Below are 13,266 nucleotides of genomic sequence, written 5' to 3'. Positions count from 1 at the left end.
TAAATTTTCACCGCAAACTACTCAAAAGAAATCTGTTGTAGATTAGAAGACCTTTTAGAATTTTTATTAACATAACTTTTATAAAATTCTACATCCAGTATATCAGGAAATAATTTTCTTTTATAAAACGAAACGTACAGAGCTGCTGATCTTGCCTGACAGTTGTATGACTTTTCAGGATTGAACTCTATATCAGTAAATGCTTCATAGCTAATAATCTTTTCAGCCAATTCCTTATTATTATACAAAGCATTTATATAAAGCCAATCATAAAATAATGTTTTCGGTTCTAATTCCCATTTGGTTTCATTATATTTAAAGTAAATTAATTTGCCGCTATTTCTTAATCTGCTGTCCTTTTTTGCTTCGATTGGTGTTTTTTCTAACAGGTCTAAATATTGAACATTTCCTTCAAAAACTTTACTTGCCTGAAACACATTTTCAACAGGAACTAATTTCTTAAGTGGCTCATAGTAAATTTTAAGATTAAATGCGCTTAGTTCAACACCAAGTTTATTATTTGATTTTGTTGAGATCTCCAGAATATTCTTAGACCCAAACTCTTTTATAAAATTTTTATGAAGGGATTCAATACATTTTTGCTTCTGTGATAAGGAAAAACCTGCATACCACTCAAATTCAACATCTACAACTTTCACCAACTCTTCTTCCTCAGGGTCAGTTGACAAAAATACAGGTCTTACAGCCATATTAAATCCTCTCCTCTCCAATAATTAAAGTCAAACCTTGGTCTAAAATACTTGACATCAACAATTACCATTTCATCATTCAAAGATAATGTATTCAATATATATTCCCTGTCTTCTTCTTTTTCCACAACTATTTTCCTTATATACTCAGGTTCTATAATATCAAAAACTAAAACCTCTGCCTGAGGATCTGTTGTGAAATAAGAAGGCAGCCCAATTTCTTTTCTTAGCTTTTCATCTCCAAACATATCATTAAAAGCCTGTATAGTTTTTCTATACTGCAAAGATGTTGAACTCATTTGATTATTCGCAGCATTGGTTCTGTTAAACGCACAATCTTTTTTCCATATAATACTTGGATCTAACAAAATAATTACCCATCGCTCAGAAGGATTATTTATCCTTACTTTATAAAACATTCTATAATTCGGGAAACTAATTGATAAACTTGAAGCATCTAAACATTTATCATATCTGCTGCTATCATTAATGCAAGCAGAAATTTTGTATTTATCATGATATCCTACAGGAATAATTCCATTTGTCATTATGCTTTTTAAATTTTTCAAATTAGTAAAATGGACAAGATATTCTATTTTCCTTTCTTCGACAGATTCTTTTAATCTTATTCTCCTTTCTTCAACACTTATATCCCTAAACTCCAAATATGAAGTTTTTTCCTCTTCTTCTCCTTCATACCTATTAGCTTTTGTTAAATCCCCAATATCGTTTAATTCATTTATATAATCAGATGGCTCATTATTTTCAAAATTTCTATTTTCCTCTTTTTCCTGTTGTAATAAGTCGTAATTAAAATCTTCATATTCCTCATAATTTTGCTTTAACGTAAAGTAATCTATTTCAAAATATTTACCCAGAAGACCCTTCAACAAATCATAATCTAATTTTGAAATTTCAATTCCTTCCTCAACCAAAAAATATATATACTCATTTTCAATTTTACCAGAATGAAGTAGAACCAGATACAAAAGACTAATAATTTTTAACTTTAGAACGTTTATAGCATCTATTTGGTCTCTAAAATTTTCTTCAATGTATATCTTGATTTTATCATACACTTCTTTTACCAAAATTTCACTGCTACATAATAGTAAATTACTCAGTTCAATCAAGCGTTCAACTTCCTGACTTGTAAAAAGTCTTTTTCTAATTTCATTAATTTCTTTTATTATATTGTTAATTGAATTCTCCTTTTCTCTTGCTTTTTTGATTTTATCTTCAATTGTCTTCTTTTTTTCTTCAATTATATTAGCTATAGAATTATATTCCTTTGTACTTTCTTCAAATCTAAGTCTTTCACTGGCAAATTCTTTTTTAATTAAATCTAATTCAGTATCTATTTTTTTAATCCTCTCTTTTATTCTTTTTATCTCTTCACTCCACACTTTTATATGATTTTCATTATCAGAAATCCTGTCAAGTGTTTCCCGACACAACTTTGAAAAATCTTTTGCCTGCCCTGTTTTCACTCCATCAATTATTTTTTTCAAAAAAGCAATATTACCTGTAATATTATCGAAAAATTTTGTCATCTCTTTTTTGAAATAAAGTTTGCTTTTTTCGCTTTCATATTTTTTCCTGAGTATAGCATTCTCTTCTCTTTTCGTAGTAATCAATAATATCAGTTCTGTTTTTTTATTAAATAATTTCTCTTTTTCAATTAGTAAACTTTGACGTTTTTCTTCTAAAATTTTAATTCTATTTTCATGTTCTTGCTTCAAAACTTGATTTTTCTTTATGATCTGGTCGTACCTTCTCGTAATCTCATTCAACTCATTTTGTTGATTTGTTATATTTTCAAAAATCTTATCTTTTTCTATTTCTTCAATACCAAGCCTTTCTTCAAGTTCTTTTATTTTATTCTCCAGAGAAATATTATTATAAATTATTTCGTTTACCTTATCAGCTATTTTCTTTAACCTTTTTATATTACCTGTTTTCGAAATAGAAACATCTTCTACTTTGTTATACCCTCTCCTGATTATCAGCTCATTAATATTAGATATAATATCTTTGATCCACTGTCCATAACACTGCTTTAGCTTCTTGTAAAAATCCTGTTCATAAAATAACTTCGAAATTTCTTTATCATCAACGGTATATTTACATCTGCCAAAATAATCATCCAGCGGTTCTTCAAATAATTGATCTATATTAATTCCATATTTATACAAAACATCAAGATAAAATACTATCAGAGAACCAGCAGATATATCATCAATTCCGCTTAGTTTTGCAAATTCCAAAAAAGATTGTTCCTCACTTTGTTCTGAAAAAATAATCCATATTTTTTTATTCTCCTCAGATTGTAAAATTATATTTTCAATTCTCTCCATCAGACTTTCATATGGGGAACTTTTTTTCATATTTTCCCAACTCCCATACAATAGCCTTATGACCAGGTTTTGTCGTTCTATAACTTTTTAATTGTGCGATGACAGACTATAACTAATTTAAAAATTTCATTAAATCCAAATTTTTTATCGTATATTATTAGCTTGTTGAATAAAACTGATTAACAGAAAAGACAATAAATAGATATATATAAAAAGCCATCCTCCTTGAGGTAAAATTATTGTAAGAGAAGACTAAAAACACCTAACTAAGGAGGATGGCAATGACTAATTTTATTAAAACACAAAATCAAAAATTTTTAAAGATACTTATGACAATTGAGAAAGTAATAAAAGCCTCGGGATTAAAGATAAAAAGCAGTAGAAGAGGAAGACCAAAGAAGTTTAAGTTAAGCCATATAGTAGCTTGTTTTGTTTACAAAGTCAAAAACAAGATAAACAGCTTCAGAAAATTAGAATACAAGATAAACGAAGATGAAGAATTTAAAAAAGCTATAGGGATAGAGAAGAGCCCCCGATCATTCATATTTTTCGAAATGGGCAAAGATAATTGAAGAAGAATATATAGAAGGAATAGCAAGAATTTTAGTGAGAGAAATAGATCCGCAGACAAAAATTTGTGCTATAGATTCAACACCTTTGAGAAGCTCGAGGGGTGACAAAGAAGCAGGAATAGGAGTATGTATTAGTTTAGGTTTTTACAATGGATATAAATTACATGTAATAGCAACAATTGGAGATGAGGTTATACCAATAATATGGCGGTTGACACGTGCAAATGTCCATGACAGTAAAGTAGTAGGACTTTTGTATGAAGCTAAGATATTTGGACCTGAAGTGATATTAGCAGATGCAGGTTATGATTGTGCGAAGTGGTTTGAGGTGGCAGATAGACTTGAGATAAAGTTTGTAGCGGCGGTAAATAAGAGAAATAGTAAGGATTTCAGTAATGTAAAAAATATTTTGAGGATAAAAAATATAGAATTTTTAAGAAGTGAAGAAGGACAAAGGTTATATAAGCAAAGGACAAAAATAGAAAGATTATTTGGGAAATTAAAAGGAGAATACAATTTAGAACAAGTAAGGTTAAGAGGTTTTAGAACATATAAGAAGCATGTAGACTGGATAATGATTACTTATTTGATAGAGGTCTATATTCAAAAAATTGAAAACTGTAAATTTTCTTTTAAATACACGTGGAATAATTTGTAATCCTATATAATAACATTAATGGTATAATTATTTATTCAACAACTTAAATATAGTTATAATTAGTTATTATTGTTAACAATATAACATCTAAATATCTTCAACAGGTGTAATTTAAATATATTTCTTCCTGCTGAAAAACAACGTGTGCTTATTTTATGATTATGCACATAATACGTTAATTTTACGACTATATATTAATTTTGACCAAAAGTCACTTCCGTCGACCTCCGGTGCAAAATTTTTAAAAGCTGATTTGTATTCGGTTTCATGTATGTGGGACATAGGTTTTAATGGTTTGCTGGCAGCAGCTGGATAGACGGAAAGGGTTAAAAGGCTTCTTTTCTTTGATGCACCTTAGTTTGTGTTGATTTTGAGGGAATGTATTAAAATAAAAACATTGACAGAGGTGCACAAAGTCGATATAATAAAATCAAGCTTTTCAAACTGTTTGTAGCCTCCCCTTTGGGGATCGAAACTTGATGGCTTTCATCAAAAAAGCGAAGTGATAAAAGAGTTTGTAGCCTCCCCTTTGGGGATCGAAACAGAAGCAACTCAAACCCTGATAACTCAAACCCTGAGTTTGTAGCCTCCCCTTTGGGGATCGAAACCGTAACAGACTAAATCTTAACATGGTAGATTTAAATATTAATCAGAATATATACAATAATGAGGGAAGTAGGTGATTAATTTGAATCCATTATTAGCTGTATTAATCATTTTTGCTGGTGCTTTTATAGCTGGTATGATAGGTGGGTTAATATCTGGTATTAAAGAATTGATAGATTGGATCAAAAGAAAATAGTTTCAGGGAGGTTATGTGATAGTGAAGTTTGTTGAGGATATCAATTTTGATTTTAAAGATGTCATGGATGGTTTGTAGCCTCCCCTTTGGAGATTGAAACTTGGACTACCAAATCCACTTGCTTTTGTTCCAGCTTTAACTTCTTCTATCTCCCTTGTCATAAATGTCCATACATTCTCAGTGAGTACATTGGTTATCATTAACGTCTGATGAGCATCGACTATATCAATACCATAAATAACCATATAAGCTGTTGCTCCATATTCATTGGCAAAGAAAATAAACAGGTCAAACGGTGGTAATTCATCAGCTCTTAAGTTAGGAATATCAACAAGATATTCAACCCTTTTTCGTATATCCTCTACCAGGTTTTCCTTCAACAGTGCCCAGTAGATACTTCCTGCAATCGTAACTCCACCACGTGCTACACCCTTTGGTGATATCCTACCCAGTGTTCTTACAGGTATCTTCTCTCTGTAAATAGCATATTCTATACCCTGTACTTGTCCTATCACAAATGGCTCTGTATTTGGAAACTGTATAAATGCAACAGCATCCGTACCAGAAAATGATATATACTTTCGCTCAACCTCATATATGTTAGACTTGTAGCTTGTTTTTTTGGTGGATGATGTTGTTTTACTCTGCGTTCCTACATATGCATCCTTCACAAACATTGTTTACTTCCCACCTCAACTATGTATATACATGAGATTTATGACAAAAAATAAAGACCACTACGGTCATAAAACCGCAGTGGTCACGTTGCTATTTTACTGGATTTACTCAACATATACTGTAGCAATAGACAAAACATTGTTGTACTCATCATAACTAAACATCCAGTATTGCTTGTTTGTAACAGTTTCATTTATAGCCTTCTCAACTTTTTTGTAGTTTACATAATGCTTACTACCTTTCACTATATCGGCCTTGACAGAATAACTTTCCATTACGTAGGGATTTTCTATTGTTACTGTCCCATCTTTTGAAGTTGTAATTGTCAAACCAAACATCCTTTCAAGTTCCTTTACCTCAATACAAGGTTGGTTGTTCTGTAGAATGTAGTCCGATATCTCACCAAGCGTTCCCATCTTCCTGAAAATAAAATCAACATTCGAACTTCTAACTACCAATTTCTTGTTCTGAGATCCAAACTTAACCTTAGGATATATCTTGAATATCTGACCTGCAAAATCTATAATGTACATACTTTCATCCTTGTTCACAAACACATCCCTTAATCCACCAACAGGTTTCTTACCTTTTACCTCCCTTATCTCTCCTTCTGGTGCATTAAGCCAGTAAACTACTTCATGAAATACTGGAAACAAATGACCATCAACTGCCAGTACAGGATTATCGTCTCTTGTTAAATCAAAAAATGTATCCATACTATCCTTGTCAAGTCTAAATATTCCTATACCACCATAATCACTGTCGTAAAGAAAATTATATACCCTTCCATACTTCTGATCTATTACAGGAAGAATATTGCCAGTTGCATATCTATTGGGTGAAAAAATCCAACCATGAATATCAAAAGTACTAAGATTGTTACTTAACGTACTATTGTTTATATACTTCGATTTCGGTATTACCTTCTTAATTGCTCCTATTGAATATGTGATAATAGAATTGTTAACTAGATAATCTCCGGCTTTGTCATTATATCCTATAGTATAAAAGTCCGCCTTTGAAAGTATATCTTTAGCCATGACAACTTTGTTTAAATCTGTATCAAAAACTTCATTTGTTTGAGTATCAATAAGCAATTTTCCAATATATAGAAATCTATCGTTATATTTCATAAACTTTGGATAAAACAAGGTTGAAGGTTTGTACATGTATCCATAAGGTACCCCATTGATATACTTTACATCATCTCTCATTACAAATAGTTTATCATCATACTTTGTCACTATGTTTCCATTATCGTCAAGTCTGGGTTTTTCTTCAAAAAATGCAAAATCAAAATAGTGATTATCACCTTTACTCAAAACCATCTTTTCTTCTTTGGTTTTCAAATTAATTTCATATACTATATCAACCATGGCATAACTTCTTCGTTTCACGTCATAATAAAATGAAACACTGTATACAGGTTCAACAATCGTAAAGTACACATATAACTTATTACCTGTTAAAAATAAACTGTTAATACGCATATTGTTTATCGAATATTTAACAGTCTTTTCTATTAATGATGGATTATCAAGATATTTCTGGAAATATTTTGGGTCTATTCTATCATATTCAACTCCAAATCTTGCATGATTATAAATCGAATTATATAAAACATTCTTCAAATTACTTGAATTCTTGAAGTTAAAAATGGTTTCAACTTGTCCATTCGAAATTTTCCTTATCAGAAAAGCATCTCCTACATATATACTATTACTATTCTCATCGTTAAATATAGCTGTTGGATAAATAAATGATGATTTTGATAATGGACCATCTACACATTTTCCAAGTCCACCACAAATATATTCCATTACAAAAGGTGTCGGTTTTATAATAGGAGTGAAATTCGTATCAACTGCAAATACAACAACATTTACAAGTAATAAGGTTAAAACGATAATAATACTTATCTTCTTTTTCACTAGCAACACCTCCTATCTTTAATTATACCCAGATTCCGAAAAAAGTAAAAGCGGGCTTTAACACCCGCTTTAGTCATATCCCTTCAACAACAGGTTTAGGAGTAATTAAAGTATAATCATCTTTAGCTTCTCGTGTGTAAACACCTTTCATGATTGGAGAAATTCTTCTTGCAACATACGTCAAGTCTCTTTCCATAACAATTGTGTCAACTGATACGCCAGATGCTTCATTCAAAATTTCACAGTCATAAATCTTCATAAACGCTGCTTGACCATATTCATTTGCAAACGTGATTGTTACATCAAACGGCGGTATCATATCAGCATAGATTATATTCTCTGCCTTTAAAATTTCAAATCCAGGTGGAACATTTATCGATGCACCTTCCGGTAAATCTATCGTACCAGTCTTGGAATTTGTTCCTGTTGGCCCAAACGCAGATCCAGCTGAAGAGTTGTTAACATCAGATGCCTTCGCATTCCACAACGACATTTCAAGCGCAACTTTTTCATATTCAGTATTTACTGATTGAGTAGCATTTGGCGCAGCTGTAAACATTGCATATGGAGCTATCTGATTCCATACATTTGTATCTTCTACTAAAGCTTTCCTTAATGCATCATAGTCAAATACAGCAAATGTCATTTTACCTGCTATTCCTCTTTTACCTCTTGAAAAAGATCTTGGATTTGGAGAACCCAATGTATACACAGGAGCTTTCTCTCTTTCAATACCCCATGAAATTGATTGAAGCTCACCTATTACTTTTGGCCCAAACGAAACCAGTATATCAGCACCACTGAATGATGTATATGTCCTTAAATAATCCTGTTTTGTTGTTGCCATTATCTTTCTCCTCCTTAAAGTTTTAAAGTTGGGTACTAGGCTTTTATGCCCAGTACCCTATTAAAATTGGACTCATTACAGAGTTGGTTTCAAGGATACTATTGTTGTAATAGACCTGATTTCGAATGCAGGTACTATTGTAAGTTCTATCTTAACATTACCAAGTAATTGGTCATAAAGTGTTGATATGATATTGAACTTGTAATCATTAATAATACCAGCTTCTTTCATTTGACCAAGTCTCTTTGAAATAGCAACTGACATTGCATTTCTGTTAGCAACAGTATTAGGTTGACCTATGAATGGTTCTGTTACCTCATAAATTGCGTCTACTGCTTCTTTTACAGACTTGATAGTTGAAATTCTTGTATAGTCAGATGTAGGTCTTGCAGCCGTTACACCATCTTCTACTACAATATCTCCGTTTGGTTTCTGCTTGTAAACAACTATTCTATTACCAAGTATCTTGTCTCTTTGAGCATTAGAGAACTGGAATCTGAGTCCAAGTACTCCTTCAACCTTCTTGTTTGTTGGTGATGCTCCAGCTGGTAATGCAGACATCATACCAGCAAGCACTGCTGGTGAGTTAGCTGTATACACTCCAAACCTTGTATTCTTGAGTATTAAATCTGGTCCACCAACAATGATTAGGAATTTACCAATGTCAACAGGGTTACCATCTGCATCTTTGATAATATTACCTTCTTTGTCTTTTACATAACAAGCTGTATCAAGGTTAGCAAGTTTATTAGCATATTCGTTGATATCTGCAAGCCCTGCTTTGAGCGGTGATCTTGTTGCAATAACACCTACTGTATATTTACCTCTTATTGACATATTAGCACAACACATCGCAAGTTCGTATGCAAAGTTAGCATTCTTGTCCAAAAGCTCATCATCAGCATATACTCCAAGCGGAACTACATAATCAACCTGATAGTTTTCAAGTTGATGATAAATACCTTCTTTTACAAGGTAACCATTTTCGTCTCTTTCACCAGAGAGTATTTTGAATATTTCTTCCTTTGAAAGGTTAAGTCCATCGTCTCCACCTTCAAAGTTTGTCTCTGGCATTAATGCAATGCTTGTAGATGGTTCATTCTCATATTCTGTTACAGCCTCTACAAAATCATTCCTTGGGTCATTATTAATAGCTCTTACTAAAAGACTAAATGTTGGATAATCTACTGTTGAATATGTAAGTGGTAATTCACTAGCAGATGCTTTCTTTGAAAGAGGTTTGTCAATAATAACTACCTTACCAATAACCTCACCAGCTTGATTTTTAACAACATCTACTTTTACTTTGCACCTGTTATAGATATATCCACCATACTTTGTAGTAAGCTCAATTGTTGGTCTTGTTACTTCTTGCACATGATAGTAATACCTTGCCTCTGCTTTTGCATTAAGATTAAAATATCCGCCTTTTACAACTACTTTCTTATTCTGAGCATCAACTGTATATGTTCCTGTTGGTGCCGTTGCACCATCAATGTAAAGTGTAAATGCTGTTGCATCAGGTACATATGTTAATGTAAACTCTGTATCCTGTGGTGTTGCTACAAAATCAACAAACTGTCCTGTAGTTGAATCAACATACCCATTCTCTGTGACAGAAAGTGTCACAGTAGCTCCTGAGCTATCTGTTGTTGTATATTTATACTTAATTGTAATCAAAGCTCCACCCTTTGTCTTATTCTCCAAAAGTGTTACAGTGTTGTTTGTTGTATCAACTGTATACGCTGTTGTATCAAGCTTTGTACCATCAGCATATACTTCAACACTATCAACTATAATGTTAGAGTTGCTCAACTTAAATACTGTGGGAGTTAAAATAAAATTGTGTCCACTGTATAATTAGTATTGAAATAATCATCAAAGAGGGTTCACGATTATGGAGAAAAATGAAATTTTTGAGACCGCTAAAAATATGGCTATCGAACAAGTGCTAAATATGTATTGCTCCAAGGATGATCCTACTCGCCCAGCTCTAAAACAGCTTTTAGAAAACTTGCTCGATTGCTTTATGTTATCAGAAAGAACTGTTTACCTTGCTAAAAACGAAAACGATAAGGGCAATGGCTTTTATGACAGAAAACTTGCAACACCTGTTGGAAGTCTTGAAATTTCTGTTCCTCGTACACGTTCTGGTAACTTTCGACCTTCTATTCTCCCTGACCGCTACAAAAGGGTTGACAGCTCATACACTGACCTGCTTATGTCTTTAGTTGCCAACGGTTACTCAGAAAGTTCTCTTGTCCAAACTCTTAAAAGTACGAATCTGCCTTATTCTGAAGACGAAATCGAAAAAATCAAAAGCGATCTTAAAAACGAGCTTCAACTTTTCAAACAAAGAGAACTTCCTGAAAATACTTTTGCTCTCATCATTGACGGTTACCATTGCGAAATTAAAGATAACTCAAAAGTTAAACAAGCTACTTGCTATGTCGTGCTTGGCATTGATTTAGAAGGCAAAAAAGATATCTTCGGTATCTACACTTTCTTCGGCAAAGAAAACAAAGCCGATTGGATGAGAGTCTTTGACGACTTAATTACAAGAGGTCTTAAAAAAGTCTTAATAGTCGTAAGCGATGATTTCCCAGGTATAATCGATGCTGTTAGACTCGCTTATCCCCTTGCCCACCATCAACTATGTTTTGTTCACCTTCAACGCAACGTTAGAAAACATATAGCAAAAGATGACGCTTCCGTTTTCAACAAAGAACTTGATAAATTAAGAACTTCCTCTTCTGACTTCGATGAAGCAGTTTTAAAGTTTAAAGAACTTTGTAATCATTATTCCTCAAAATACCCCAGATTCATAAAGGGTATTTGCGAAAAAGCAGAGTTCTATCTTGCACATATGAAGTATCCTGAAGATTTAAGAAAGCATATCTATACTACCAATGCAGTAGAAAGTGTTAACAGTATAATTGAAAAAATAAGAATAAACTCAGGCGGTTATTTCCAATCTGTAGAAATTTTAGAAATAAACATTTACTTACAAAGAGAAAACTTGCGTCGAGGCAAGTGGAAAAACGGAATACCTATTCTTAAAAAATGTAGTTACAATATATTACAGCTCTACAATATGCGCTATGAAATGGAAACACAAAATTCTTGACAAGTCTCAATACTGTTTCAGCATTACCTTTTACAAATCCCAAAACTTCCTCATAAATCTTACTAACAGTTGTTACTTTCTCTTCTCCCTCAATAACAGCCTTTGCAGGAGAACCAGACATTCTTAAAACTCTTATGTCTCTACACCCTGCATTATAAGCCTCTTCAAATGCAACTGGTAATGTTGCTCCGTTTGGCAAACCATTAGGTTTGTAGCCTCCCCTTTGGGGATTGAAACCGCTTCTAAAGGCTTTTATAAGCTTAAAAGTAGCATTAGTTTGTAGCCTACCCTTTGGGGATTGAGGAAAGAGGAAGTTTACTGACTGTCATTTGGAGATTGAATTTTTAAGATTGGAAAAACAGAGAAAAGAGTATGAGAGAGTAATAGAGAAAGTCAAACAAGGGAGTGCCGAAAAGATGGGGGATTTTGCCTCCAATGTAGCAAGACTTCTTGATGAGGCAAAAACAAAAGACTTCAACCTTGGATTGCAGCAAGGACTACAGCAAGGATTGCAGCAAGGTATTCGTGAAAGCCAAGTTAAAATAGCTAAGAAGATGATACAAAAAGGTGCAAAAGATGAGGAAATAGCAGAGCTAACTGAACTTGATATTGAGGAGATAAAGAAATTGAGAAAAGAGCTTTTGAATTGAGGATAAAAAAGAGACAGTCCCAAAATAATGGAACTGCCTCTTTTTACAATCTTTGTGTAACATAACAAAACATTTAATTTTCAAGCAAGTGCCTTTTTAAAGCCCTGCCAAAGCCCTTTTATAACAAAACCCAGAATAACAACAGCTGCAAAGACTTTCAAGCCCTCCACAATTCCATTCATCATTATTGAAGCGCCAAGAAGAGAACTTACTGACATCGCTTCTCACCTCACAACAACTTTTCTTCTACTTATAATTTACCCCCTATAAAAAACTTAAAAAAGTCAATTTTTATGCGAAAAAAATTAATCTGAACCTATTTAATGCAAAACATCTGGCAGAACATCTCAAGAAGTTCTCTTGAGGCAAAAATTTCATACTTGCCAAAATACTCAATTCTCGATTCAATCAAATGCTGTTTCTTCAGACCATCTTTTATTACAAAGAAAAATCTCTGGTCTTCTGGATATGCTCCAAACCTTTGGTAGTAGATGCTCAAAAGCTGTCTTCTTAGCATCTCTGAAAAAATCTCTGGCTGCCTGTCATATTCTAAGCAAGCACCGTCTTTTTGAGCAAACACTCCACTTAACAAATTTCCAATTGTCTTTGGTTGCTGGGTCCTGCATGAAATTCTCTTCAAGTAAATACCATCAAACAAAGCATTTAAATTTTCATAAATCTTTAATATGTTCTGTGTGACAAGCTCTAAAAAAGGTGTGGCAAGGTATATTCTAAAATCTTCGAACACCCATATACCATCTTCAACTTCTTTCTTGTTTTTTGTTTTAATGGGTGAGATTGTAAACTGCTCTGTAGCAAGAAGACTTTTCAAAGCTTCATATACCTTAGAGTAATAAGAGGATGGCAAAAATACGCCATCCTCCCTTGCCCAGAAATGAAATGTAAAGTATTTTGCCATTTTTTCATCACAGCC

At 32.8% G+C, this 13,266-nt stretch carries 11 protein-coding genes and 1 pseudogene; 3 read left to right on the top strand and 9 right to left on the bottom strand.

Annotated features, from left to right (window positions below):
- Nucleotides 1-17 precede the first annotated feature (17 nt).
- Together ELD05_RS00355 and ELD05_RS00350 are read right to left on the bottom strand one after the other, a co-directional pair.
- A complete protein-coding gene (locus tag ELD05_RS00355; protein ID WP_127350878.1) occupies nt 18-710 on the bottom strand; it encodes a DarT1-associated NADAR antitoxin family protein in 693 nt (230 codons plus the stop codon).
- A complete protein-coding gene (locus ELD05_RS00350) occupies nt 701-3,067 on the bottom strand; it encodes a DarT ssDNA thymidine ADP-ribosyltransferase family protein (RefSeq protein WP_164742552.1) in 2,367 nt (788 codons plus the stop codon). The genes ELD05_RS00355 and ELD05_RS00350 overlap by 10 nt, the downstream gene beginning before the upstream one ends.
- Before the next feature lie 281 nt (nt 3,068-3,348).
- Between ELD05_RS00350 and ELD05_RS00345 the strand changes: the two are divergent.
- Nucleotides 3,349-4,297, top strand: a pseudogene (locus tag ELD05_RS00345) (transposase).
- Nucleotides 4,298-5,110: 813 nt separating this feature from the next.
- Here the strand turns inward: ELD05_RS00345 and ELD05_RS00340 are convergent.
- The 4 genes from ELD05_RS00340 to ELD05_RS00325 form a co-directional block, all read right to left on the bottom strand.
- Entirely contained in the window at nt 5,111-5,776 is a 666-nt protein-coding gene (locus tag ELD05_RS00340; RefSeq protein WP_127350876.1) for a hypothetical protein, read from the bottom strand.
- A gap of 105 nt (nt 5,777-5,881) precedes the next feature.
- A complete protein-coding gene (locus tag ELD05_RS00335) occupies nt 5,882-7,717 on the bottom strand; it encodes a hypothetical protein (protein ID WP_127350875.1) in 1,836 nt (611 codons plus the stop codon).
- Nucleotides 7,718-7,781: 64 nt separating this feature from the next.
- Nucleotides 7,782-8,555: a hypothetical protein gene (locus ELD05_RS00330; RefSeq protein WP_127350874.1), complete on the bottom strand. Its 774-nt coding sequence runs from the start codon at nt 8,553-8,555 to the stop codon at nt 7,782-7,784.
- Between the two features lie 75 nt (nt 8,556-8,630).
- Entirely contained in the window at nt 8,631-10,370 is a 1,740-nt protein-coding gene (locus tag ELD05_RS00325) for a hypothetical protein (protein WP_127350873.1), read from the bottom strand.
- An 82-nt stretch (nt 10,371-10,452) separates the two neighbouring features.
- On the opposite strand from ELD05_RS00325, the gene ELD05_RS00320 reads away from it, so the two are divergent.
- Nucleotides 10,453-11,682 (top strand): IS256 family transposase, encoded by a 1,230-nt coding sequence (locus tag ELD05_RS00320; protein ID WP_127350872.1) that lies wholly within the window; start codon nt 10,453-10,455, stop codon nt 11,680-11,682.
- Here the strand turns inward: ELD05_RS00320 and ELD05_RS13910 are convergent.
- Nucleotides 11,612-11,881, bottom strand: a complete 270-nt coding sequence (locus ELD05_RS13910; RefSeq protein ID WP_164742551.1) for a hypothetical protein — start codon at nt 11,879-11,881, stop codon at nt 11,612-11,614. The two genes, ELD05_RS00320 and ELD05_RS13910, sit on opposite strands and share 71 nt — an antisense overlap.
- Nucleotides 11,882-12,011: 130 nt before the next feature.
- On the opposite strand from ELD05_RS13910, the gene ELD05_RS00315 reads away from it, so the two are divergent.
- A complete protein-coding gene (locus ELD05_RS00315) occupies nt 12,012-12,332 on the top strand; it encodes a hypothetical protein (protein ID WP_241243542.1) in 321 nt (106 codons plus the stop codon).
- Between the two features lie 80 nt (nt 12,333-12,412).
- Here ELD05_RS00315 and ELD05_RS13905 read toward each other — a convergent pair whose 3' ends face one another.
- Both ELD05_RS13905 and ELD05_RS00310 read right to left on the bottom strand, forming a co-directional pair.
- Nucleotides 12,413-12,550 carry a hypothetical protein gene (locus ELD05_RS13905; protein WP_164742550.1) on the bottom strand — a complete coding sequence of 46 codons (138 nt, stop codon included), beginning with the start codon at nt 12,548-12,550 and terminating at the stop codon, nt 12,413-12,415.
- Between the two features lie 98 nt (nt 12,551-12,648).
- Nucleotides 12,649-13,251 (bottom strand): hypothetical protein, encoded by a 603-nt coding sequence (locus ELD05_RS00310; RefSeq protein WP_241243541.1) that lies wholly within the window; start codon nt 13,249-13,251, stop codon nt 12,649-12,651.
- Nucleotides 13,252-13,266: the final 15 nt, after the last annotated feature.

The organism is Caldicellulosiruptor changbaiensis (assembly GCF_003999255.1).
Classification (GTDB): domain Bacteria; phylum Bacillota; class Thermoanaerobacteria; order Caldicellulosiruptorales; family Caldicellulosiruptoraceae; genus Caldicellulosiruptor; species Caldicellulosiruptor changbaiensis.
Note: the sequence above shows the minus strand (reverse complement) of the source record. Positions and strands in the feature narration are given on the sequence as shown.

Excerpts from the sequence above, each read along its gene's own strand:
- ELD05_RS00355 (WP_127350878.1), bottom strand. The coding sequence starts at position 710 with ATGGCTGTAAGACCTGTATTTTTGTCAACTGACCCTGAGGAAGAAGAG.
- ELD05_RS00350 (WP_164742552.1), bottom strand. The coding sequence starts at position 3,067 with ATGGAGAGAATTGAAAATATAATTTTACAATCTGAGGAGAATAAAAAA.
- ELD05_RS00340 (WP_127350876.1), bottom strand. The coding sequence starts at position 5,776 with ATGTTTGTGAAGGATGCATATGTAGGAACGCAGAGTAAAACAACATCA.
- ELD05_RS00330 (WP_127350874.1), bottom strand. The coding sequence starts at position 8,555 with ATGGCAACAACAAAACAGGATTATTTAAGGACATATACATCATTCAGT.
- ELD05_RS00320 (WP_127350872.1), top strand. The coding sequence starts at position 10,453 with ATGGAGAAAAATGAAATTTTTGAGACCGCTAAAAATATGGCTATCGAA.
- ELD05_RS13905 (WP_164742550.1), bottom strand. The coding sequence starts at position 12,550 with ATGTCAGTAAGTTCTCTTCTTGGCGCTTCAATAATGATGAATGGAATT.
- ELD05_RS00310 (WP_241243541.1), bottom strand. The coding sequence starts at position 13,251 with ATGGCAAAATACTTTACATTTCATTTCTGGGCAAGGGAGGATGGCGTA.